This is a genomic window from uncultured Selenomonas sp. (assembly GCF_963528755.1).
In the GTDB taxonomy this organism is placed as follows: domain Bacteria; phylum Bacillota; class Negativicutes; order Selenomonadales; family Selenomonadaceae; genus Selenomonas.
In genome coordinates, this window is sequence record NZ_CAURXA010000006.1 from 14,206 (window position 1) to 38,800 (window position 24,595).

The 24,595-nt window shown below is 56.5% G+C and carries 21 protein-coding genes; 19 read left to right on the top strand and 2 right to left on the bottom strand.

What is annotated here, in order from left to right; all coding sequences use genetic code 11:
• Positions 1–5 precede the first annotated feature (5 nt).
• The 11 genes from clpX (at position 6) to htpG (ending at position 12,658) form a co-directional block, all read left to right on the top strand.
• Complete coding sequence (gene clpX, locus RWS31_RS08020) at positions 6–1,283, top strand: ATP-dependent Clp protease ATP-binding subunit ClpX (RefSeq protein ID WP_006192120.1); 1,278 nt, start codon at positions 6–8, stop codon at positions 1,281–1,283.
• A gap of 63 nt (positions 1,284–1,346) precedes the next feature.
• On the top strand, positions 1,347–3,680 hold the full coding sequence (gene lon / locus RWS31_RS08025; RefSeq protein ID WP_314597374.1) for an endopeptidase La: 2,334 nt from the start codon (positions 1,347–1,349) through the stop codon (positions 3,678–3,680).
• Complete coding sequence (yihA, locus tag RWS31_RS08030) at positions 3,670–4,293, top strand: ribosome biogenesis GTP-binding protein YihA/YsxC (RefSeq protein WP_314597376.1); 624 nt, start codon at positions 3,670–3,672, stop codon at positions 4,291–4,293. Before lon ends, yihA begins: the two co-directional genes overlap by 11 nt.
• 49 nt (positions 4,294–4,342) lie before the next feature.
• The gene (locus tag RWS31_RS08035; protein ID WP_314597378.1) at positions 4,343–4,795 is read left to right on the top strand and encodes an AsnC family transcriptional regulator; all 453 of its coding nucleotides are present in this window, start codon (positions 4,343–4,345) and stop codon (positions 4,793–4,795) included.
• Positions 4,796–4,803: 8 nt separating this feature from the next.
• Positions 4,804–5,298, top strand: coding sequence for an AsnC family transcriptional regulator (locus RWS31_RS08040; protein WP_314597380.1), 495 nt, complete (start codon positions 4,804–4,806; stop codon positions 5,296–5,298).
• Positions 5,298–6,482 (top strand): pyridoxal phosphate-dependent aminotransferase, encoded by a 1,185-nt coding sequence (locus RWS31_RS08045; RefSeq protein ID WP_314597702.1) that lies wholly within the window; start codon positions 5,298–5,300, stop codon positions 6,480–6,482. Before RWS31_RS08040 ends, RWS31_RS08045 begins: the two co-directional genes overlap by 1 nt.
• A gap of 226 nt (positions 6,483–6,708) precedes the next feature.
• Complete coding sequence (locus tag RWS31_RS08050) at positions 6,709–7,746, top strand: extracellular solute-binding protein (protein WP_314597382.1); 1,038 nt, start codon at positions 6,709–6,711, stop codon at positions 7,744–7,746.
• A 68-nt stretch (positions 7,747–7,814) separates the two neighbouring features.
• Positions 7,815–9,143 (top strand): 30S ribosomal protein S12 methylthiotransferase RimO, encoded by a 1,329-nt coding sequence (gene rimO, locus RWS31_RS08055; protein WP_314597383.1) that lies wholly within the window; start codon positions 7,815–7,817, stop codon positions 9,141–9,143.
• 79 nt (positions 9,144–9,222) lie between these two features.
• Positions 9,223–9,717, top strand: coding sequence for a nicotinamide-nucleotide amidohydrolase family protein (locus tag RWS31_RS08060; RefSeq protein WP_314597385.1), 495 nt, complete (start codon positions 9,223–9,225; stop codon positions 9,715–9,717).
• A gap of 162 nt (positions 9,718–9,879) precedes the next feature.
• Positions 9,880–10,482: a hypothetical protein gene (locus RWS31_RS08065; protein WP_314597387.1), complete on the top strand. Its 603-nt coding sequence runs from the start codon at positions 9,880–9,882 to the stop codon at positions 10,480–10,482.
• Between the two features lie 220 nt (positions 10,483–10,702).
• Positions 10,703–12,658: a molecular chaperone HtpG gene (htpG, locus tag RWS31_RS08070; RefSeq protein ID WP_314597388.1), complete on the top strand. Its 1,956-nt coding sequence runs from the start codon at positions 10,703–10,705 to the stop codon at positions 12,656–12,658.
• Between the two features lie 85 nt (positions 12,659–12,743).
• Here the strand turns inward: htpG and apgM are convergent, their stop codons facing one another.
• Positions 12,744–13,985 (bottom strand): 2,3-bisphosphoglycerate-independent phosphoglycerate mutase, encoded by a 1,242-nt coding sequence (apgM, locus tag RWS31_RS08075; protein WP_314597389.1) that lies wholly within the window; start codon positions 13,983–13,985, stop codon positions 12,744–12,746.
• A gap of 7 nt (positions 13,986–13,992) precedes the next feature.
• Positions 13,993–15,441 carry a DASS family sodium-coupled anion symporter gene (locus RWS31_RS08080; RefSeq protein WP_314597391.1) on the bottom strand — a complete coding sequence of 483 codons (1,449 nt, stop codon included), beginning with the start codon at positions 15,439–15,441 and terminating at the stop codon, positions 13,993–13,995.
• Between the two features lie 148 nt (positions 15,442–15,589).
• Between RWS31_RS08080 and RWS31_RS08085 the strand changes: the two genes are divergently transcribed.
• The 8 genes from RWS31_RS08085 to RWS31_RS08120 all read left to right on the top strand — a co-directional run bounded on the left by RWS31_RS08085 (position 15,590) and on the right by RWS31_RS08120 (position 24,593).
• Complete coding sequence (locus RWS31_RS08085) at positions 15,590–16,486, top strand: LysR family transcriptional regulator (protein ID WP_314597393.1); 897 nt, start codon at positions 15,590–15,592, stop codon at positions 16,484–16,486.
• A gap of 211 nt (positions 16,487–16,697) precedes the next feature.
• Positions 16,698–17,471 (top strand): adenosylmethionine decarboxylase, encoded by a 774-nt coding sequence (speD, locus tag RWS31_RS08090; protein WP_265071451.1) that lies wholly within the window; start codon positions 16,698–16,700, stop codon positions 17,469–17,471.
• 41 nt (positions 17,472–17,512) lie between these two features.
• Positions 17,513–18,982, top strand: coding sequence for an aminotransferase class I/II-fold pyridoxal phosphate-dependent enzyme (locus RWS31_RS08095; protein ID WP_314597396.1), 1,470 nt, complete (start codon positions 17,513–17,515; stop codon positions 18,980–18,982).
• Complete coding sequence (gene speE / locus RWS31_RS08100; protein WP_294175363.1) at positions 18,979–19,833, top strand: polyamine aminopropyltransferase; 855 nt, start codon at positions 18,979–18,981, stop codon at positions 19,831–19,833. The genes RWS31_RS08095 and speE overlap by 4 nt, the downstream gene beginning before the upstream one ends.
• Positions 19,820–20,701 (top strand): agmatinase, encoded by an 882-nt coding sequence (gene speB / locus RWS31_RS08105; protein WP_314597398.1) that lies wholly within the window; start codon positions 19,820–19,822, stop codon positions 20,699–20,701. The genes speE and speB overlap by 14 nt, the downstream gene beginning before the upstream one ends.
• 43 nt (positions 20,702–20,744) lie before the next feature.
• Positions 20,745–21,944, top strand: coding sequence for a saccharopine dehydrogenase family protein (locus RWS31_RS08110; RefSeq protein WP_294175361.1), 1,200 nt, complete (start codon positions 20,745–20,747; stop codon positions 21,942–21,944).
• Entirely contained in the window at positions 21,944–23,107 is a 1,164-nt protein-coding gene (gene nspC / locus RWS31_RS08115) for a carboxynorspermidine decarboxylase (protein ID WP_294175373.1), read from the top strand. Before RWS31_RS08110 ends, nspC begins: the two co-directional genes overlap by 1 nt.
• 139 nt (positions 23,108–23,246) lie before the next feature.
• A complete protein-coding gene (locus RWS31_RS08120) occupies positions 23,247–24,593 on the top strand; it encodes an MFS transporter (RefSeq protein ID WP_314597402.1) in 1,347 nt (448 codons plus the stop codon).
• The last annotated feature ends 2 nt before the right edge of the window (positions 24,594–24,595 follow it).

Consider the following 24,595-nt stretch of genomic DNA (forward strand, 5'->3'; position numbering starts at 1 on the left):
GTATCATGCTGAAGTTTGGGGATGAAAAGGGCCAGCTCAAGTGCTCCTTCTGCGGCAAGTCGCAGGAGCAGGTAAGAAAGCTCGTGGCAGGCCCAGGCGTCTACATCTGCGATGAATGCATCGAACTTTGCAACGAGATCATCGAGGAAGAGTTCAGTGAAGATATCGAAGTGGAGCTCAAGGATGTGCCGAAACCGAAGGAGATTCGCCAGATCCTCGACCAATACGTGATTGGGCAGGAGGAAGCGAAGAAATCGCTTTCCGTTGCCGTCTACAACCACTACAAGCGAATCAATCGCACGCAGGGCAAGGCAGACGAGGTCGAGTTGCAGAAGTCGAACATCCTCATGATCGGCCCGACGGGCAGCGGCAAGACGCTCTTGGCGCAGACGCTCGCCAAGATCCTCAACGTACCGTTCGCCATTGCCGATGCGACGTCTCTGACGGAAGCCGGCTACGTCGGCGAGGATGTGGAGAATATCCTCTTAAAACTCATCCAAGCGGCAGACTACGATGTGGAGAAGGCGGAGAAGGGCATCATTTACATCGACGAGATCGACAAGATCGCACGCAAGTCGGAGAATCCGTCCATCACGCGCGATGTCTCGGGCGAGGGCGTGCAGCAGGCGCTCCTCAAAATCTTAGAGGGCACGGTGGCTTCCGTACCGCCGCAGGGCGGGCGCAAGCATCCGCACCAGGAACTCATTCAGATCGACACGACGAATATCCTGTTCCTGTGCGGCGGTGCATTCGATGGCATCGAGAAGATCATCGAGGCGCGTCTTGGCAAAAAGAACATGGGCTTCGGTGCGGAAATCGAGTCGAAGGTGGAGCGCAATATCGGGGAAACGCTGCGCCACATCCTGCCGGAGGATTTGCTGAAGAACGGCCTGATTCCCGAGTTCATCGGAAGACTCCCGATCGTTGTGACGCTCGAAGCGCTCGGTGAAGATACGCTCGTGCGCATCCTGACCGAGCCGAAGAACGCGCTCGTCAAGCAGTATCAGAAGCTCTTGGAGATGGACGGCGTGAAGCTCGATTTCGACGAAGAGGCGCTTCATCTGATTGCAAAGGAAGCCTTGAAGCGAAAGACGGGGGCGCGAGGTCTGCGCTCGATCATCGAGAGCATCATGCGCAACGTCATGTACGAGGTGCCGTCGGTCGACGGGGCTTCGCACTGTCGCGTCACGAAGGAGGTCATTTCGGACAAGAAGGATCCTGTGCTGACGATTGACAAGGCTAAGGCGAAGACGAAAGGCACGGACAAGGAAGCATCGGCTTGAGCATCGAAAGGGGGCGCTGCGGCAAGCAGCGTCCCCTTTTTTCTATATTCAGGAGGATTGTTTATGTCGGAAATACGTAAGCTGCCGCTCCTGCCTCTGCGTGGAATGATTGTGTTTCCATTCATGATCATCCATCTCGACGTTGGCAGGGAGCGCTCCGTGGCAGCCTTGGAGGAAGCGATGGTGCGCGATCGCCAGATCCTGCTCGTGGCGCAGAAGAATGCCGAGACTGATGAGCCGGGAGAGAAAGATCTCTACGATGTCGGCACGATCGCCGAGGTGCGCCAATTGCTGAAGCTTCCGGGCGGCGCTCTGCGCGTGCTCGTCGAGGGGCAGAAGCGTGCGGCAATCGAAGCGTATGAAGAGCTGGAAACCTTTGCCGAGGTGACGGTCGTCGAATACGCCGAGATCGTGGAGGAATCCATGGAGATGGAGGCTTTGACACGCGCCGTCGTGCATGAATTCGAGCAATGGGTGAAACTCAGCAAGAAGATTCCCGCCGAGACGCTTGTTTCCGTGGCGATTCTCGACGATGCGGGACGCTTGGGCGACCTCATCGCCAGCCACTTGAGTCTCAAGGTTGAGGACAGGCAGGCGCTCCTTGAGCAGGTCAACATCAAGAATCGCATGGAGCTTCTCTACAAGATTCTGGCACGTGAGCTTGAAGTGCTTGAGATGGAGCGCAAGATCGGCATGCGCGTGCGCAAGCAGATGGAAAAGATCCAGAAGGACTATTACCTGCGCGAACAGATCAAGGCGATTCAAAAGGAGCTGGGCGACGAGGACGACAAGGCGGCGGATATCGAAGCGTACCGCAAGAAACTCGCCGAGGGCTCCTATCCCGAGGACGTGCAGAAAACGATCAAGAAGGAAATCCACCGCATGGAGGGGCAGGCGAGCATGTCCGCCGAAATGGGCGTCATACGCACCTATATCGAGACATTGCTTGAGCTTCCGTGGATGATTTCCTCGGAGGACAACATCGATATCAAGGCGGCGGAAACGGTCTTGAACGAGGATCACTACGGACTCAAGAAGGTCAAGGAGCGCATCCTCGAATACCTTGCCGTCCACCAGCTCACGAAGGAGCAGCATGCGCCGATCCTGTGCCTTGTAGGCCCGCCGGGCGTTGGCAAGACGTCTCTGGCAAGCTCCGTGGCGCGGGCGACGGGCAGGAAATTCGTGCGTGCGTCTCTGGGCGGCATCCGTGACGAGGCGGAGATTCGCGGACATCGCCGCACCTACGTCGGTGCAATGCCGGGACGCATCATGGAAGGGCTGCGCAAGGCGGGCACGAAGAATCCCGTATTCCTGCTCGACGAGGTGGACAAGATCGCCATGGACTACAAGGGCGATCCGTCGGCGGCGCTCCTCGAAGTGCTCGATCCCGCGCAGAACACGACGTTCAGCGATCATTACGTCGAGCTTCCTTTCGATCTCTCCGAGGTTCTTTGGATCGTCACGGCGAACAGTCTCGCGAATATCCCGCGCGCCCTGCGCGACCGCATGGAGATCATCACGCTGTCGAGCTACACGGAGCAGGAGAAGCTGGAGATCGCCAAGCGCTATCTCGTCGGACGCCAGCGCACGGCGAACGGTCTGAAGGCGCGTGACCTGCAATTTGGCGAAGGCGTCATCGAGAAGATGATCGTCGAGTACACGCGCGAATCGGGCGTGCGCGAGCTTGAGCGCACGATCGGCCATGTATGCCGCAAGGCGGCACGGCTCATCGTCGAGGGCGAGAAGAAGTCCGTGCGCGTGACGAAGAAGAATCTCAGAGATTTCTTGGAGCGTCCGAAGTTTCTCAGAAAGAAGGCAGAGAAGAAGCCCGAAGTCGGCGTGGCGACAGGCATGGCATGGACGGAGGTCGGCGGCGACATCCTGCCGACGGAGGTCACGGTGCTCGCGGGCAAGGGCAAGCTGATCTTGACGGGGCAGCTCGGTGACGTCATGCAGGAGTCGGCGCGTGCGGGGCTTTCCTACATTCGCAGCCGGCAGGAGAAATTCGGCATTGACGGCGACTTCTACGAGAAGCGCGACATCCACATCCATCTGCCCGAGGGCGCGATTCCGAAGGACGGCCCGTCGGCGGGCATCACGATGGCGACGGCGATGATTTCGGCGCTGACGGGGCGAAAGGTCAGAAGTGACGTCGCCATGACGGGTGAAATCACGCTGCGCGGGCGCGTGCTCGCCATCGGCGGGTTGAAAGAAAAGGTCTTGGCGGCGTACCGCGAAGGCATGACGCGCATCGTGCTGCCGAAGGAGAATGAGCGCGACATCGAGGACATTCCGCAGGAAGTGCGCGAAAAGCTCGCCTTCGTGCCCGTGGAAACGATGGACGAGGTTCTTGCTGAGGCGCTCGTGCCGCAAAAGGGGGGCGCACATGCCGGATAGGGTTACGATCACGCAGGGAAAGTACATTGCCTCCGCCGTAAAGAAGGAACAGTACCCCGAAGTGCGTCGCAGGGAGATCGTCTTCATCGGACGCTCGAACGTTGGCAAGTCGTCGCTCATCAACTCGCTCGCACGCACGAAGAATCTCGCTCGCGTCTCGGGACAGCCCGGCAAGACACAGACGATCAACTTCTACGAGCTTGGCGCGAAGATCGAGGGGGAAGACGAGCGGCGCGACTTCTACCTCGTCGATCTGCCGGGCTACGGCTACGCGCGCACGGCGAAGAAGAACCGCAAGATCTGGTCGCGCTTCATCGAGGCGTACCTGCTGCAAAGCGAGGATTTGCAGTTCGTTTGCCAACTCATGGATATCCGCCACGAACCCATGGCTTCGGATATCGAGATGTTCCAATGGCTCGTGGCGAAGGGACTGCCCGTGCTCGTCATAGCGACGAAGGCGGACAAGTTGAGCCGCAACGAGCAGAATAAGAGCATCGCTGCCATGCGAAGGGCGCTCGGCGTCGCGGAGCTTGATATCCTGCCGTATTCTTCGGTAAAAAATGAAGGGCGTTCAGAATTGCTTGACGCGATAGCGAACGTTCTGATAGAATGAAGGAAGGGTGTATTGCCAGAAACTCCCCAGAGAAAATGAGGGTGAAAATATGTTGACAGCTTTTGACAAGAAGCTCCTCAACGTCTTGCAGGCCGGCTTGCCCATCAGCAGCCGGCCTTTTGCTGACTTGGCGCAAGGCTTGGAGTCGGACGAGAAGACCGTCCTTTCACGCGTGAAAGAACTCAAGGCGCAAGGGTATCTGCGCCGCATCGGGCCGTTTTTCGACTCGGCGAAGATGGGCTACCGCGGCACGCTCGTGGCGCTTCGCGTGAAGCCTGAGGCGATGAAAAGCGTGGCGGAGGCCGTGAATCGCCATGTGGGTGTGACGCATAACTACGAGCGCGAGGGCAGGTACAACCTTTGGTTCACGCTGCTCACACCGAACGAGGAAATGCGCCGCAGGATTCTCGCGGAGATTCGAGCGCTTCCCGGGGTCGAGGCTCTGTTGAATCTTGCCTCGCACAAGAAGTACAAGGTCAACGTGCAGTTCAAGCTTGGATAGGGGGGCGGATGGAAATGCTCGATGAAATCGACAGGAAGATCACGCGTGCCATGCAGGGGGATTTCCCACTTGTGGAAGAACCGTACAAGGAAATCGCCGCCAAGGTCGGCATCGGAGAGGAAGAGCTTCTGCTTCGTCTGCGCCGTTTCAAGGAAAACGGACAGATCCGCAAGATGGGAGCCGTGCTTCAGCATCGCGCGGCGGGCTTCACGGCGAACGTCCTGTGCGCATGGGTTGTGCCGCCCGAGCGCATGGACGAGATCGCGCGATGTATGTGCGAAAGCCCTGCGGTATCGCATTGCTACGACCGCGATACGGCGGAGGATTGGCCGTACAACGTCTACACGATGATTCATGCGAAGAGCCGCGACGAGTGTGAGGAGATCGCCGCTGCGCTTGCGGCAGAGTGCGGTCTCAGTGAGCGCGTCATGCTTTACTCCGTCAAGGAGTGGAAGAAGACGAGCATGCGTTATTTCTGTGAGAATGAAGAGGGTTTGGCATGATGGTATCGGAAAAGATGCGGGAACTCGGCACGAAGAAGTCGACGATCCGCGAGATCTTTGAGTACGGCAGGAAGCGAGCGCAGGAGGTGGGGGAGGAAAACATCTGCGATTTCAGCCTCGGCAATCCCAATGTCCCTGCGCCCGACTTCATCAAGCAGGCAGTTCTTGCAATCATGACGGAGATGGAGCCGCAGGCGGTGCACGGCTACACCATCGCGCCGGGCAATCCCGCCGTGCGCGAAACGCTCGCCGCGAGTATCAACGAGCGATTCGGCACGCACTTTTCGGGCAGGAACCTCTTCATGACAGCGGGCGCGGCGGCGGCGATCACCGTGTGCTTCAAGGCACTCGCCGAGGAGGGCGACGAGTTCATCGCTTTTGCGCCGTTCTTTCCCGAGTATCGCTGCTTTGTCGAGTCCGTCGGCGCGAAGCTTCGCGTCGTGCCCGCCAAGACGGAGGATTTTCAGATCGACTTCGCCGCCCTGGAGGAGCGTCTTTCTCCCAGGACGAAGGGCGTCATCGTCAATTCGCCGAACAATCCGAGCGGCGCCGTATACTCTGAGGAGACGATCAAAGAGCTTGCCGCACTCCTTCGCAAGAAGCAGCAGGAATACGATCATCCGATCTTCCTCATTTCCGATGAGCCGTACCGCGAGATCGCTTACGGCTGCGAGGTGCCGTACATCACGAAGTATTACGAGAATACACTCGTCTGCTATTCGTACAGCAAGTCCTTCTCGCTTGCAGGAGAGCGCATCGGCTACATCGTCGTGCCCGATGAGGTTGCGGACTTTTCGAGTGTCTACGGCGCTGTCGCAGGTGCGGCGCGCGTCCTCACGCATGTGAATGCGCCATCCTTGTGGCAGCTCGTCGTCGCACGCTGCGCGAGGCTGTCTTCGGATATAACGCCGTACGAGAAGAACGGCACGATGCTCTACGAGGGACTCGTGCGCGCGGGCTTCTCGTGTGTCAAGCCGCAGGGCGCGTTCTACCTCTTCCCGCGGTCGTTGGAGGCGGACGACTATGCCTTCTGTGAGCGCGCCAAGAAGTACGACCTCCTGCTCGTCCCCGGCACGGACTTCGGCTGCCCCGGACACTTCCGCGCGTCCTACTGCATCGAGGAGCAGACGATCGAACGCTCTCTGCCGCTCTTTGAGAAGCTGGCGAAGGAGTATGGCGTTTGAAATCGTTCGGCATAAAATAAAGAGGGTTCAGAGCACCTGGCAGGTGTTCTGAACCCTCTTTGAATCATGATATGGGAAGGTACATCTATATACAACTGTCTATATATGCTAGCATATATAGACAGTTGTATAAGTGCGGCATTTTATGTATAATGTACCCAATGATATACTTTCAAGGAAGCGCTGAAGCTGTCGGCGCTTCGATAAGAACCAAGGAGGGAAAGCGATGCGACGATATACATCCCTGCTCCTCGTGGCGTTCATGCTGGTTCTTTTGATCGCGACGATTTCGGACAATTTGGCGGGGCATGCGGACAGGACGCGACGGGAGCGGCCTCAGCAGTCCGTCACGGTATATACGACCTTGCCGCCCGAGCATGCGGGAATCCTTGCTGAAGGATACGAGAAGGCAAAGCGCGTGCAGGTGAACTTCGTTCCCGTAAGTTCGGCCGAGGTCTTGCAGAAGCTGCATCAGGATGCCGCAATCGGCAAGGGCGGGGCGGATCTCGTGCTCGCCGATCGTGCGACATTGGAGAAGGCAGCGGCAGACGGTGCTTTGCAGCCGTACGTCTCGGAGAGCACGGACTCGGTCAGTGCGTCCTTTAAGGATGCGTCTGCTGCATGGACGGGCATCTGGTATGATCCCGTCGTGTTCTGCGCCAACCGCGATTATGTGCGTACTGTGCCGCGCGTGCCCAATACGTGGACGGAACTTGCCACGATGCAGGGGATGCGCGTCGGCATTACCGACTTTTTTGCGGCGGATGCGTCGGCGAACCTTTTCTTCTCCATGATGTCGCAGTTCGGCGATGCGGCGACGTATGACATCCTGCGCGGCATACAGCCCAAGGTCGTGCAGTATTCCAAATACCTTTCGACACCCGTGCGCATGGCGGGCATGGGCGAGGTCGACGTTTCCGTCGCCGTGCAGAGCGAGGTCATGCGCTACATTCATCAGGGCTATCCCTTGCAGATCATCTACCCCGAGGATGGCACGGCGTACACGCTGACGGGCGTGGGACTGGTCGAGGGAGCAAAGAACGAGGAGCAGGCGGAGGCCTTTGCGGAGTGGCTGCTGAGCGATGAAGCGCAGCTCACCCTGCAGAGCCGGGAGTTCTTCTTCGTGCCGCTCAATCCTGTGACGATCGCCTATAAGTCTTTTCCAGGGAAAGACGTCGTGCTCTTTTCCAGGCCGCAGGATTTCAGCCCGAGCCAGCGTCACGATCTCTTGGATCGTTGGGTGAAGGAAGTGCGGCTGCAGTAAAAGATGATGGTGGGAGGAATCCTTGGATTCCTCCCCTTATGCTTGATATACCTTGAGGAGGAAGTTTTTTGAAAGCAGGATTCATCAGCCTCGGCTGCGCCAAGAATCTCGTCGATACGGAAGTCATGCTCGGCATCTTGCAGGACAACGGCATCGAGCTTACGCCCGATCCAGCAGAGGCGGAGATCATCATCGTCAATACATGCGCTTTCATCCAGTCGGCGAAGGAGGAATCCATCACGACGGTGCTCAATATGGCGGAGTACAAGGAAACGGGCTGCTGTCGTTCGCTCATCGTCGCAGGCTGTCTCGGGGAACGCTATCATCAGGAGCTTTTGGACGACATGCCCGAGGCCGATGCCATCATCGGCACGGGCGCATGGAACCGCATCATGGAGGCGGTTCGTGAGACTCTGGCGGGCAATCGCATCGTCTTGGCAGGAGAGAATGAGATTGTCTACGATGCGAAGACGCCGCGTATTCTGACGACGCCTGTCTATACGGCCTATGTGAAGATCGCCGAAGGCTGCGACCATCGCTGCGCCTTCTGTGCCATTCCACTGATTCGCGGACACTTTCGCAGCCGACCGATGGACGACATCAAGCGCGAGGTCACACGCCTTGCCGCCGAGGGCGTCCGGGAAATCATACTCGTCGCGCAGGATTCGACGTATTACGGCAAGGACATCTACGGCGAGCCGTCTTTGGCGCGTCTTTTGCAGGAGCTTGTGAAAATCGAGAAGGTCGAGTGGCTGCGTGTGCTCTACTGCTATCCGAAGAATTTCACTGATGAACTCATCACGACGATTGCGCAGGAGCCGAAGATCTGCAAGTACGTCGACTTGCCGCTGCAGCATGCGCACAATTCGATTTTGAAGTCGATGCGCCGCCCCGATACGCAGGAGGAGGTCGTGACGCTTCTCGAAAAGATTCGCAAGCGCATACCGAACGTCGCTGTTCGCTCGACTTTCATCGTGGGCTTTCCAGGCGAGACGGATGCGCAGTACCAGACTCTGCGCCGCTTCCTCATCGAGCAGCGCTTCGAGAAAGTGGGGATCTTCACCTACTCGCAGGAGGAGGATACGCCAGCCGCTTCCATGCCGCGCCAAGTGCCCGAGGATATCGTGCAGGAGCGCTACCATGATCTCATGAGCGTGCAGTGTAAGATTTCGGAGGAGTTGAACCAGGGGCTTGAGGGCAAGGAGCTTGACGTGCTCGTCGAAGGCCGCGACGAGGAGCAGCCGAATCTTGCCTTTGGGCGCTCCTATCGCGAAGCGCCTGGCGTCGATGGGCAGATCTTCATCGAAGGCGATGCGGCGAGCCGGCCGGGCGACATCGTGCGCGTGCGCATTGTGCAGGGCTTCACCTACGATGCGGTCGGCGAGCTTGTCGAGTGAGGATACGGTTTGTGTACGATGTACGGGCGGCGGCGCTTAGGAAACGAAAGGCGACAGGATTTTGGAAGGGTGTATAGGTATGGCCGAGGAAAGGGAGTCGTTGGAGGCGCTTGTCGGACGACTGCTGCGTGAGTGCGGCAGAACGATTGCCTGTGCCGAGTCGTGTACGGGCGGTCTTCTGACGAGCCGCCTGACCGATGTCGCGGGAAGTTCCGCCTATGTCATGGGCGCAGTCGTTTCCTATACGAACGAGGTCAAGGCTTCGCTCGTCGGCGTGCACGAGGCGACGCTCAAGGCGTTCGGCGCCGTGTCCGAGGAGACGGCGCGAGAGATGGCGGAGGGCGTGCGCCGTGCGATTCCCGCCGATATCGGCGTCGGCATTACGGGCATCGCGGGGCCGGGCGGCGCGACGGCAGAGAAGCCCGTGGGGCTTGTCTATATCGCCGTCGCCACGGCGGGGGCGGTGCACGTGGAACGTCATATTTTCGATGGCGTGCGCACGGAGGTCAAGCGTCAATCGACAGAAGCTGCGCTCACCATGGTGCGGGATCTGATTCTAGATGATTCACATTGAATGGAACACAATTTTGTCACACAGCCTTTTAGACAAGTTTCAGCCTTTATCGCTGATTATTTAAGCAAATGTAAGGAGGCTCTAGATTTTTCGTTGTATGATGGCATGAACAGCAAGATGCCGTTCTGCCGATATTTTGGGAGTTGGGAAAGGAGATTTTTTATGAAGCTGAAGAAGATTTTTGCTGTAGCCCTCGCCTTTTGTGCGATGTTCGCAGTGACAGCAGTGATGCCGCAGACAGCGGGCGCGGAGCCTTACACCTATACGAACAAGGAGGAAGGCTACAGTATCATGTGTCCGACGAAGCCGCTTGGCGTTCTGCCCGCAAGTGTGCTGAATGAGGATGAGAAGGGCAGCGTGCTCGTCTTTGCCAACGATGGCTACAAGATCAACAAGGCTTGGATCATCATCCCCGACGGCTTCGCCAAGGGGGATCTGCCTGATCTCACGAAGCTCTCACAGAAGGATGAGGCGCTTCTTCTGACACAGTTGAAGGAAAACAGTGCTTACGCTGTCGTCGATATCATACCGGTCACGGCAAAAACGAAGGGCGTTTTCGCCGTGACCGCGAAGACCATCATGGTCGATACGGACGGCGATGGAGAGCTTGATACCGAAGCGAAGGCGGATACGCAGATGGCAGTCGTCTTCCTGCGCTCGGAAAAGGGGCGCGCCTTCAAGATCGAGTTGATCGACAACCCCGAAATCACGGCGAAAAACGTTTCGGAATTCCGCGCGGGCATTTCGACGCTAAAGGATTTGTGAGCTATGCAAGGGATGTTGACTTTTTGACCTTTATATAGTACACTAGATGCACGGGAACGGACGGCGCACAGCGCTTCGCCTCCCGTGCATTTTTACCATGAAACCCCAAGAGGTCAAGCCCAAAGGGCGCAGACCGATTGGTTGGTTTCTGGTAAGGGCGGCGCACAATGTCCACAAAGTGGACGTTTGTGCGTGTAGTTTGTGTAAAGGGGATTTTTTCATGGCAAAAGTACAGCATGAATTTCAGGCAGAAACAAAACAGCTTCTCGACTTGATGATTCATTCCATCTATACGAATCACGAAATCTTTTTGCGGGAGCTTATTTCCAACGCGTCGGATGCGCTCGATAAGCTGCATTTCGCTGCCTTGACGGACAGCGCATTGCGAGAGGGTGACGAGAGTGCGGAGATCTTCCTCGTGCCAGATGAGGCATCGCATACGCTTTCCATCTCGGACAACGGCATCGGCATGACGGCGGAGGAAGTCGTCGAGAACATCGGCACGATTGCGAAGTCGGGAACGAAGGCGTTCTTGGAGCAGCTGCAGCGTACGAAGGAAGAGAACGGGGCGGTTGACGAGAAGGAGCTGATCGGTCAGTTTGGCGTGGGCTTCTACTCGGCTTTCATGGTCTCCGAGAAGGTCACGATCCTCACGCGCAAGGCGGGCGAGAAGCAGGGCATACGCTGGGAATCGACAGGTGACGGCACTTACAGCATAGAAGAGTGCGACAAGGAGAAGCACGGCACGACGATCGTCATCACGCTCGCCAAGGAATACTACGGTGCGGAGGCTGAGGAGAACTTCCTCGACAAGTACAAGCTTGAAGGTCTCGTCAAGAAGTATTCGGACTATGTGCGCTACCCGATCAAGATGAGTTTCGAGATCGAGGAAATGCCGAAAGACGAGGATGGCAAGCCCATCGAAGGCGCAGAGAAGACGAAGCGCACGGAGGTGCGCACGCTCAATTCCATGACGCCGCTGTGGACGAAGAACAAGAGCGATATCAAGCCTGAGGAATACAACGAGTTCTTGAAGAATCAATTCCACGAGTGGGAAGACCCGATGGAGATCTTCCACACGAAGGCGGAAGGCACGGTCGAGTACACGGCGCTGCTCTTCATTCCCGCACATGCGCCGTTCAACCTTTATCATACGGACTTCGAGCCTGGCGTGCAGCTCTACTCGCGCCACGTCTTCATCATGGACAAGTGCAAGGATCTCCTGCCCGATTACCTGCGCTTCATGAAAGGGCTTGTCGACTCGCCCGACCTCTCGCTCAATATCTCGCGCGAGCTTCTGCAGCAGAGCCGCGAACTCAAGACCATAGGCAGGAATCTTGAGAAGAACATCCTGAAGACGTTGGAGCGCACGCTGAAGAACGAACGTGAGAAGTACGAAAAGTTCTGGGCGGAATTCGGCAAGTCTCTGAAGATCGGCATTTACAACAGCATCTACAGCGGCGAGAACACGGCCGACAAACTCAAGGACTTGCTGCTCTTCCTCAGCTCGAAAGAAGGAAAGCTCGCAACGCTCAAGGAGTATGTCTCGCGTATGCCCGAGAGCCAGAAGGAAATCTACTATGCGACGGGCACGGACAAGGCGACGATCGAGAAGCTGCCGCAGATGGAACTGTTGCGCGAGAAGGGCATCGAGGTCCTCTACCTGACCGACCCCGTCGACGAGTTCACGATTGAGACGCTGCGCGAGTACGAGGGCAAGAAGTTCCACTCGATCAGCCGCGGCGATCTGGATCTTGATGATGCCGAGTCGCAGGAGGCGAAGAAGGAGACGGAGGACATTCAGAAGAAGAACGACGATCTTCTGAAGGACGTCAAGGAAGCCTTGGGCGACCGCGTGGCGGAAGTCAAGCTGACCTCGCGTCTTAAGTCGAGCGCCGTCTGCCTCGTGGCGGACGCGATGGGGCCGAGTCTCTCGATGGAGCACACATTCTCCGAGATGGACAACCCGATGTTCAAGGCGCGCCGCATCCTTGAGATCAACCCGCACCATGAAATCTTCACGCGCCTGCAGGCCTTGCACGAAGCGGGCAAGGATACGGAGGACTTCAAGGATTACTGCGACCTCCTCTACACGCAAGCTCTAATCATCGAAGGCATCCTGCCCGAGAATCCCGTGGACTTTGCGAACAAGCTTGCGAAGCTTATGGCGAAGTGATGTGATGGTAAATATGAGAAAGCCCCGAGAGGAATTCTCGGGGCTTTCTGTTTGACAGCGACATGATAACGATGTGAAATCACTCTCAATTCCCGAGCTTGGGCATCACTTCGAGATAGTCAAGCAAGAAGTCGTGGAACATACGTCCCGTCATGCGCAGCAAACCGCCGCGTGCGGCATGCATCTCATCGTATACTATGACATTGTCTTTGCGGATGTTGTGGCCGGCGATGACAATGGGCACGGGATCACCGCTGTGTTCGCGGCGCTCGCACGGTGTCGAGTGATCAGCGGCCATGGCAACGATTACATTTGCATCATGAATTTCGGGCAGGTATGTGCGTACATATCCGAGCATTGTATCGTAATGTTCGACAGCATGCACTTTGCCTGTGGGATTGTTGTCGTGTCCCATGAGGTCGGTTGCTTTGAAGTGGAGGCAGACGAAATCATGGTTTTTGAGTGCGTCGATGGCAAGACGCGCCTTGCGTTCGACATCGGTATCCAAGTTGCCCGTCAGGCAGCTTTCTGTTATCGTGTCGAAGCCAGCGAGTCGTGCAGCGCCGAGCACAGTGCTTTCAGCAGCGACGCATGCGCCTGTAAAGCCATATTTCTCCGTCATCTTTGCGAGCTTTGGCATTTGTCCTGCGCCGCGTGTCAAGAGGAAGTTGGCAGGGGGATGTCCTGATTGGATACGTTCTCTGTTCAACGGAGCATCCGCGAGGATTTCACCGAATTTGGGCAGGAGGCGGTTGAGCAGGTCAGCGGTACGTGCAGCTTCTATACTCGTATCTTTTGGCTCAACCTTTCGATAAGGTAGGCCTTCCTTTTTGGGGTCGCTGTCTGTTACGGCGGCGCTCAAAGATGGGCCACGCAGCACGAGCACGGCACGGTGTTCTGTCGCCTCTTGGAAGAGCACTTCTACATCGTCAATTTTATAGCCATGCAAGAGGTGCGCAAGATCCTTTGTACCTGTTCGTATGCGTCCGGCACGGCGGTCGAGTACCATGTTCGCAGAATCGACCGTTGCGAAGTTGGCGCGAAATGCTACGTCGCCTTCCTGCAGGAGAAGGCCTTCACCGAATGCTTCGATTGGCCCGCGTCCAGGATAATCCTCCAAGCCGTAGCCAAAGAGAATCATGTGCCCGAGATCTGTGCCCACGGGTGTGCCGCAGGCATGAAGATCCATGAGTCCCGAGGAGCCTGCTGCGGCGATGGCATTGAGATTTTCTTTTTTTGCCGCTTCAAGCGGTGTTTTCCAGCCTAAGGATTCGCATGGGCGATCACCCAAGCCATCGGCAATCGTCAAAAGAATTTTATTTTTCATCATATTTTCACCCCAATACAATCGGCAACCAGAAGAAGTATACCAAACTGATGGCGACTGCACAGACAAAACAGGAAATCAAACCGAAGATGAATTCGTCGCGCACTTCAAAATATCCTGTACCGAAATACAAGGTGTTGACTTTCGAGTGCGGCGGCAGTGTGATCGTACAGGAAATCGAGAAGGCGCAGGCGAGTGCAAGCGATACGGGATTCATGCCGAGCTGTGAAGCGAGCGCGATGACGGCGGGAATCAAGATGGTTGTGCGCACCGTCTTGCTCGTGAAGATCAAGTGGCTGAACACGGAAATGAAAATCAAGGAGATGGCGACGAACTCGTGGCTCATTTTGTCAAGCCCGACCGCTTCGATCAGTCGGCTGATTGCCCAGGAAGCGCCGCCCGAGTCGTTGAGCGCGTTACCGACAGCATATGCACCGGCGGAAAACAACATCAAATCCCATTTGATGTTGGCCTCCTTCCATGTGAGCACGCCGATGCGCGGCAAGAAACACAGCAGCATAGAGAGAACAGCCGTCTGTTCCGTGCTGATTGATACGCCGAGCAGCGCTTTTTGGTAATCGCCAGTTGCCCATAAAAATAACGTGAGCAAAAAGATGACCGTCGTCTTTTTCTCTTGGACGCTCATTGCGCCGAGATCGTCGAGTTGTTTTTGTAGCAGGGTACTTGCTTTTTCGGATGAGTTTCCGAGCTCGCCTTTGAAATCATACATCTTGAGTCCAATGATGAAAGCAATGCCTGCCGTGAGAACTGCTTGGGGAAATGAGCCGAGCAGCCAGTCCATATAGCCGATGGAGGCGTTCGTTTGTTGATTGATGAAACCTAAGGCAAGCACTTGTGCTGCAGTTGCCGTCATGACGACGGAGGTTGCGAAAGCGTTGTTCTGTACGCCTTGCAGCATCATCAGCTTGCCGAACTTGCTTTCGCCCGGAATTGCACGGTAGACTTCAAGGAGAACGAGTGCAATCGGCATGATCAAGGAAGCACGTGCCGTAGTCGATGGAACAAAGAATGCTAGGACGAAGTTGACGACAACAAGGATCGCCAGCATCTTCGTCGGTGTCTTTCCGAAACGTGTCACTAAGATGAGTGCGATTCTTTTGCCAAGATTCGATGTGCTCATGGCAGACGTAAGGACGAAAGCCGCCACCATCAGCCAAATGATATCGAAACCGAGCGTGCCGAACGCCACGGACTGCTTCTTGACGATGCCGAGCATCGGCAACAAGAGGATAGCTAAAATAGATGTCTGGTAAATCGGAATCGGCTTAGCGACCCAGAGAATCAAGGCGGCGGAGAACATCGCCAAGGCAGCTTGACTCACTGCGGTCAATCCCTCGGGACGCGGCATTAGATAAATCAGCAAGAAAACCACTACGGAAAGCGGTATGCCTACCCATGCCAAGGATTTTTTGTTCTTTTCTTCAGAGTTTTTCATTTCTTCATCTCCTTACGTTGAAATACTCTCTCTGAATTTTCACCTTCATTATAAACAGACTTTTTTCATAATACAATTCGATTATATTTTCATATAGATAACGATGTGTTATGATGATATGGAGACAATGAAAGAGGAGGCACATTATATGGATTTGGAAAAATTACATGCTTTTCTTGTGTTGACGAATACGGGCAGTTTTACACGAGCCGCAGATGAGCTGTTTATTTCCCAGCCAGCTCTGTCCAAGCAGATTCAGAGTTTGGAGAATGAACTCAAAGTTCCCTTGTTCAATCGTACGAAGAAGCATTCTTCACTGACGATTTATGGTGAATACCTACGACCGTATGCCAGTAATATTCTTGCAAATTATCGCAATGCGCGTGAACATATCCGACAAATTGAAAGACTTGACGAGGGGAGTTTGCGCTTCGGTGCGACAAATTTCATCGGCGTATATTTGTTGCCGCCTTGCCTCGCCGCATTTCATAAACATTGTCCTGGCATTACCCTCGATATGACGATCAATTCGTCACGGAAGCTAATTCAGATGTTGGAGAATTATGAGTTGGAGTTTATCCTGCTTTCGGATTACATTTCGATAGATGAGGAGCGTTATATCGTGGAGCCGTGGCAGGCGGATACTTTATATGTGACAGTAGCACCGTCGCATCCTCTAGGTCAGCGTGCGAGTATTCGCACGACAGAACTCAATCGTGAGGTTTTTATCATTAAGGATCGCTCCTCGTCCATCTATAAGTTCTTGCATCAGAAGCTTGTGCCATTCGGACTTTCCTTGGAGCGGCCTCTTTTTATCAGTCATCAAGAGGCAATCAAGCAGGCAACGATGCATGGCATCGGCATTTCCATTCTGCCGGAAAAGTCCATTATTTTAGAAAAGGCAGCAGGCTTGCTTTGTACTATTGCCTTGGATGAGACTGCCCTGACGCGCAACATTGTCATCGTGCGGGAGAAGGAACGACATCTCACGCCTGCCGCGCAGGAGTTTTTGACACTTTTGCGGCGCATGAATTTCAAGCCTTAAAATTTTCTGTGTAAGGAAAATAATTCGCTCACGCAGTGCTCGTCAAAGGGTGAGTTGTCCTCCAGCTTGCAGTGATGAAGTCTTGTCAAAGCACGAAATTTCCATTATAATAAGGCAGAGCTAGCAAAAACGAAAATGAACGGCAGGTGACGCAGCGATAGCTCGTTATCTGCCTTTTCTTGTCAGCCAAGGGAAGGATGGGACGTTCGGGTTGGAAGGAAAGCTGAAGTTATACGGGTTCAATAATCTGACGAAGTCTCTGAGCTTCAATATCTACGATATTTGCTATGCGAAATCGCAGCGCGAGCAGCAGGACTACATCAAATATATTGACTCGCAGTACAACTCAGAGCGATTGACGAAGATCCTCATGCGCGTGACGGAGATGATCGGCGCGCATGTCCTGAGCATCTCGAAGCAGGATTACGATCCGCAGGGCGCGAGCGTGACCTTCCTCATTTCGGAAGAGGATGCAGCGGGGCACAAGAAGCCACTGATGAATGACGAGATCGTCGCGCACCTCGACAAGAGTCATGTGACCGTGCATACATACCCCGAGTTCCATCCCGAGACGAGCATCGCGACGTTTCGCGTCGACATCGACGTGGCGACGTGCGGCGAGATCACGCCTTTGAAGACGCTCGACTACCTCATTGGCAAGTTCGATTCGGATATTATCACGATGGATTACCGCGTGCGCGGCTTCACGCGAGATGTGACGGGAAAGAAGCTCTTCATGGACGATAAGATGTCGTCGATTCAAGAGTATATCAAGTCGGAGACTTTGGCGACGTACGACGCCATGGACATCAATGTCTATCAGGCGAATATTTTCCACACGCGCATGCTCATCAAGGAAATCGAGCTGCAGAATTACCTCTTCAATACGGATATTTACGAGATACCGCCGAAGACGCGGCTCGCGATCAGCAACAGCCTGCGGCGCGAGATGATTGAGATCTACAGCGGCAGCAATGTATTCTGAGCAAGTCTTTGCGCTTTGCTCTTTGGGAGGAAAAAGAAGGATTGGAAGCATTCGACTACTATACGCAGGACAGGGCGCCTGTTCTTGAAGCTCTGGAGCGCTTCAAGAGCAGGCGCGTCGTGCCTTTTGACGTGCCGGGGCACAAGCGCGGACGCGGCAACGCGGAGCTTGTGGACTTTCTCGGCGAGAAGTGCCTTTCCGTCGACGTCAATTCGATGAAGATGCTCGACAACCTTTGCCATCCCGTATCGGTGATTCGCGAGGCGGAGGAGTTGGCGGCGCGGGCGTTCGGTGCGGCGCACGCATTCTTCATGGTCGGCGGCACGACGAGTTCGGTGCAGACGATGATTCTGACGGCGGCGAAGCGCGGTGAGAAGATCATCCTGCCGCGCAATGTGCATCGAAGCGTCATCAACGCGATGATCCTCTCGGGCGCTGTTCCTGTCTATGTGAATCCACAGATGGATCGACGGCTCGGCATCGCGCTCGGCATGAGGCTCGCCGATGTCGAGCGTGCAATCGAGGAGAATCCGGACGCGAAGGCGATCTTCGTCAACAATCCGACGTATTACGGGATATGCTCGAACATCCGCGCCATCGCCGATCTCGCTCATGCGCACGGCATGCTGCTCCTCGCCGATGAGGCGCACGGCACACACTTTTACTTCCACGATCATTTGCCCGTTTCCGCCATGGCGGCGGGGGCGGACATGGCGTCGGTGAGCATGCACAAGTCGGGCGGCTCTCTGACGCAAAGCTCGCTCCTTTTGATCGGCGAGCGCGTGCACGAGGGCTATGTGCATCAGATCATCAATCTCACACAGACGACGAGCGCGTCGTACCTCCTTATGGTAAGCCTCGATATCTCGCGGCGCAACCTTGCGATTCGTGGGCGCGAGACGATCGATAAGGTCATCCGTCACGTCGAATATGCGCGTTCTGAGATCAACGCCATCGGCGATTACTATGCCTATGCGAAGGAACTTGCCGATGGCGACGCCGTCTTCGATTTCGATGTCACAAAACTTTCGATCTTCACGCGCTCTCTGGGACTTGCGGGCATCGAGGTCTACGATCTCTTGCGCGACGAGTACGACATTCAGACGGAGTTCGGCGACATGGCGAACCTCCTCGCCTACGTCTCGATCGGCGACCGCCCCAAGGACATTGAGCGTCTCGTATCCGCGCTCGCCGAAATTCGGCGCAACTATAAGAAGCCGCCGAAAAACATGCTGGAGGTCGAGTACATCAGCCCGAAGGTCGTCTGCGGCCCGCAGGAGGCGTTCTACGCTGAGAAGGAGGCGCTTCCCATCGCCGAGACGGCGGGACGCGTCGCGGGCGAATTTGTCATGTGCTATCCGCCGGGCATTCCGATCCTCGCACCGGGCGAGCTTGTGACGGCGGACATCCTCGATTATATCCGCTACGCGAAGAAGAAGGGCTGCTCGCTGACGGGGCCTGAGGATATGGAAATCCGACGGCTCAACGTGATGAAGGAGACTGAGGCATGAATCTTTGGTTTACGGAGAAGCACACAAAGGATGCGGGTTTTTCCATCAAGGTCGATCGGCAAATCTACTCGGGCAGGAGCGAATTCCAGCGCATCGATATCTTCGAATCGCCGGAATTCGGGCGCTTTCTGACGATTGACGGCTACATGATGCTGACGGAGAAGGATGAGTTCATCTACCATGAGATGATCGTGCATGTGCCGATGTGCGTCAATCCCGAGGCGAAGCGCATTCTCGTCATCGGCGGCGGCGACGGCGGCACGGTGCGCGAGCTTCTGCGCTACAAGAGCGTCGAGCGCATCGACCTCGTGGAGATCGACGAGATGGTCGTCGAGGCATGCCGCGAGCACTTGCCGCAGACAGCGGCGTGCCTTGCAGATCCGCGCATTCGTTTCTTTTTCGAGGACGGACTGCGTTTCATCCGTCAGCCCGAGGACGAATACGATTTGATCCTCGTGGATTCGACCGATCCTTTCGGGCCGGGCGAGGGGCTTTTTACGAAGGAGTTCTACGGTAACTGCTTCAAAGCTCTGCACGAGGACGGCATCATGGTCAATCAGCACGAAAGCCCGTTTTACAAGGACGACGCCTATGCCATGCAGCGTGCGCACAAGCGCATCGTCGAGTCGTTCCCCATCAGCCGCGTCTATCAGGCGCATATCCCGACGTATCCGTCGGGGCACTGGCTCTTCGGCTTCGCGTCGAAGAAGCGTGCGCCCATCGAGGGTGTTGATTGGCAGCGTTGGAAGCGGCTCGGCATCAAGACGCGCTACTACAATACGAAGCTGCATATCGGCGCTTTCGCCTTGCCGACCTATGTGGAGGAGATGCTGCGCGATGTTGAAAGATAATGTAGAAACTTTTCTTGGCTGCGAGACTTCATACGAAGAGTCGCGCATCGTGCTCTTCGGCGCACCTTTCGATTCGACGACATCGTTTCGCCCGGGCACGCGCTTTGCGAGTCGCACGATGCGTGCCGAGTCGTATGGGCTGGAGACGTACAGCCCATATCTCGACCTTGATATGGAGGAGGCGCGCGTCTTTGACGGCGGCGACTTGGAGCTTTGCTTTGGCGATACGGCTCGCGCTTTAGGGCAGATCGAGGACTTTGCGCGGAACCTGCTCGCCGATGGCAAGAAGCCCTTCATGATCGGCGGCGAGCATCTCGTGACGCTTCCCGTCGTGCGTGCGCTCGCCGAATGCTACGAAGACCTCCATATCGTACATTTCGATGCACATACGGACTTGCGCGATGATTACTTGGGCGCGAAGCTCTCGCACGCAACGGTCATGCGCCGCGCCTGGGACATCCTGGGTGACGGGCGCATTTATCAGTTTGGCATACGGAGCGGCGAGCGCGCGGAGTTCCTCTGGGCGAAGGAGCACACACATTTGCAGCGCTTTGATTTCACGGGGCTTGAATGGAGCCTCGCTGAACTCATGGGAAAGCCCGTGTACCTGACGCTCGATCTCGATGTGCTCGATCCGAGTGTTTTTCCCGGTACGGGCACGCCCGAGCCGGGCGGTGTGAGCTTCCTCGATCTTCTTCGTGCGCTCCGAAAGACGCTGCGGCTCGACCGCATCGTCGGCTGCGACATGGTCGAACTGTCGCCGCACTACGATGCGAGCGGCGCATCGACGGCGGTGGCCTTGAAGCTCCTCAGAGAGATGCTTCTCGCTTGGGAAGAACCGGCGATTCGCGGTGCAGAGATAGTTTGATGTGGGCGGCGAACGCCCTTGAGTTGACGACAGGAGGAAAATCATGGGAAAGGCTTTGATCATCGGCGCGGGCGGCGTCGCAAGCGTCGCCGTGCACAAGTGCTGCCAGAACAGCGACGCCTTTGAGGAAATCTGCATTGCGAGCCGCACGAAAGCAAAGTGCGACGCATTGAAGGAAAAGCTCGCGGGCGGCAAGACGAAAATCACGACGGCGCAGGTGGATGCGGACAAGACGGACGAGCTCATCTCCCTGATCGAGCGAGAGAAGCCTGATGTCGTCTTGAATCTCGCATTGCCGTACCAAGATCTGACGATCATGGACGCATGCCTTGCGACGAAGACGCACTACGTCGATACGGCGAACTACGAGCCGGAGGACACGGCGAAGTTTGAATACAAATGGCAGTGGGAGTACAATGACCGCTTCAAGGAAGCCGGCATCACGGCGCTGCTCGGCTCGGGATTCGACCCGGGCGTCACGGGCGTCTTTTCCGCTTACGCCTTGAAGCATCACTTCGACGAGATCAACTACATCGACATTCTTGACTGCAACGCGGGCGATCACGGCTATCCGTTTGCGACGAACTTCAACCCCGAGATCAACATCCGCGAGGTTTCGGCGAAGGGAAGCTATTGGGAAAACGGCAAGTGGGTCGAGACGGAGCCGATGGAGATCAAGCGCGTCTACAACTTCCCCGAGGTCGGCGAGAAGGATATGTACCTCTTGCATCACGAGGAGCTGGAGTCGCTCGCGATCAATATCCCCGGTATCCGCCGCATCCGCTTCTTCATGACGTTTGGCGAGAGTTACCTGCGCCACCTCAAGTGCTTGGAAAACGTCGGCATGACTTCGATCGAGCCGATTGAGTTCGAGGGCAAGAAGATCATTCCGCTGCAGTTCCTCAAGGCAGTTCTGCCCGATCCCGCGAGCCTTGGCCCGAGGACGAAGGGCAAGACGAACATTGGCTGCATCTTCCGCGGCAAGAAAGACGGCAAGGAAAAGACGTACTATCTCTACAATGTCTGCGATCACGAAGCGTGCTACAAGGAAGTCGGCTCGCAGGCGGTTTCCTACACGACGGGCGTGCCTGCGATGATCGGCGCGATGCTCGTGATGAACGGCACATGGAAGGGCGCGGGCGTCTATAACATCGAGCAGTTCGATCCCGATCCGTTCATGGATGCGCTGAATCTCTGGGGTTTGCCGTGGCAGGAGAGCTTCACGCCGGAGCTTGTCGATTGATGGGCGAGACTTTCGGGAAATTCGAGAAGTACGCAGAAATTTTCCATGCCGTGCCGACGCCCTCCTACGTCGTCATGGAGGAGCTTCTGCGCAGGAATCTCGCCGTCCTGCGCGACTTGCAGCAGGAGACGGGCGCATATGTACTTCTGGCACAGAAGGCGTTTTCGATGTTCCGCTTCTATCCGCTCATCGCCGAATACCTTGCAGGAGCGGCGGCGAGCGGTCTCTTTGAGGCGCGTCTTGCATACGAAGAAATGCCGGGCAAGGAGAACCACGTCTTTTCGCCGGCGTTCAAAGCTGAGGACATGGCGGAGATCGTCAAGATCGCCGATCACATCGTATTCAACTCCTTCGCCCAGTGGGAAAAGTACGGTGAGTTTGCCTTGAAGCACGGCTGCGCGTGCGGCCTTCGCATCAATCCCGAGCATTCGACGCAGGAGCACGCGATCTATGACCCATGCTCGGCAGGCTCGCGTCTCGGCGTCAAGTGCGGCGATTTTCGCCCCGACAAGATGGAAGGGCTGACGGGGCTGCACTTTCATACGCTTTGCGAGCAGGGGGCGGAGCCGCTGGCGGAGACGCTCGAAGCCGTCGAGGAGAAGTTCGGCGCATGGCTGCCGCAGATGGAGTGGATCAACTTTGGCGGCGGACACCATATCACGCGCGAGGGCTACGACATCGACCTGCTGAAACGGTGCATTATGCGTATGCAAACGAAATACGGACTCAAGGTCTATATCGAGCCGGGCGAGGCGATCGCGCTCGATGCGGGATTCCTCGTCGCCGAGGTACTGGAAATCGTTGAAAACGATACGCCTGTCGCCATCCTCGACACGTCGGCGGCATGTCACATGCCCGATGTTATCGAGATGCCGTACCGCCCGCCCGTTCTGGGTGCGGGCGAGGCAGGGGAGAAGCCCTTCGCCTATACCTTTGCGGGGCCGACGTGCCTTGCAGGCGACACGATCGGCACATACTCGTTCGATGCGCCGCTTGCTGCCTCCCGTCGCATCGTCTTCGGCGACATGGCGATCTATACGATGGTGAAGAACAACACCTTCAACGGTATGCCGCTGCCCGCGATCGTCGCCGTCGATGAAACGGGCGCATGGCAGGTCGTGCACCGCTTCGGCTACGAGGATTTCAAGATGCGCCTGTCCTAGGAAGAAGCGCCGTCGTTCGCGATGGCGCTTCTTTGCGTCCTGTAGGAAAGACTTGACCTGCGGTGCATAGGTGGTACAATAAAGGGCGACGCCTTTGTTCAGGGCGGAGAAGATATGATTTTATTTTCAAAGGAAGTGGATGTTTATGCTGCGTCGTTTGGAAGAATTGCCCATTGGCTCTTTTCACTACAAGATGCTCCTCGTCACGGGTCTGGGATGGCTCTTTGATGCGATGGATACGGGTCTGATCGCCTTTGTCCTGCCGCTCTTGGTCAAGGATTGGGGGCTGAGTCCCGCGCAGGCGGGATGGATCGGCTCCGTGGGACTCATCGGCATGGCGCTCGGGGCGGTCGTGGCGGGCTCGCTTGCCGATCGCTGGGGGCGCAAGAAGGTCTTCACTGTGACGGTTCTGCTCTACAGTGTATCGACGGGGCTTTGCGCCCTGGCTTGGAGCTATGAATCGCTGCTCGTCTTCCGTTTCCTCGTCGGCTTCGGTCTCGGCGGCGAACTGCCTGTCGCCGTCACGCTCATGACCGAATATGCGCCGACGCGGCTGCGCGGACGCTTCATCGTCCTTCTTGAGAGCTTCTGGGGCGTCGGCTGGCTCGTCGCCGCCTGCATCTCGTATCTCTTCATTCCGACGTTCGGTTGGAAGCTCGCGTTCCTCCTCGGCGCTCTGCCTGCACTCTATGTGTTCCTCATCCGCCTGCACCTGCCCGAATCCGTTCGCTACCTGCTCGCGAAGGGGCGCGTCGAGGAGGCGAAGGAAATCGTCTGCCATCTGGAGGAAAAGCTCGGTCTTGCGAATCGTCCGTTTACGGCAGATGAACTATTGCCGCGGGAGAGCGGCAGAGAGACGGGATTTGCCGCGCTGTGGCAAAAGGGCTTCCGTCTGCGCACGGCGATGCTTTGGCTGACGTGGTTCGGCATCGTCTTCAGCTACTACGGCATCTTCATGTGGCTGCCGTCGCTCGTCTACGCGCAGGGTTTCGCCGTCGTCAAGACCTTCGAGTATGTGCTGATGATGACGCTTGCGCAGCTGCCCGGCTATCTTGCTGCCGCGTGGCTCGTCGAGGTCATCGGACGCAAGTATACATTGTCCGCATTTCTGCTCTTGTCGGGCGTTTGCAGCTACTTCTTCGGCGCTGCCGAATCGTCGTCGGCGCTTCTCGCCTGGGGCGCTGGCATGAGCTTCTTCAACCTCGGCGCATGGGGCGTCATCTACACCTACACGCCCGAGCAGTACCCGACGGCGATGCGCGCGCTCGGCAGCGGCTGGGCGGCGGGCTTTGGACGCATCGGCGGCATGATCGCGCCGATGCTCGTCGGCGTGCTGCTCGCCGGCTCCGTCGGCATTGAGACGATCTTCGCTCTGTTCGCGTCCGTATTCGTGCTGATTTCGATCGTCGTCATCGCCTGCGGCAAGGAAAGTAAGCAGAAGACGCTCGAAGATCTCTCCGATGTCCGCGAGGCGCATGGAGCGTAAGC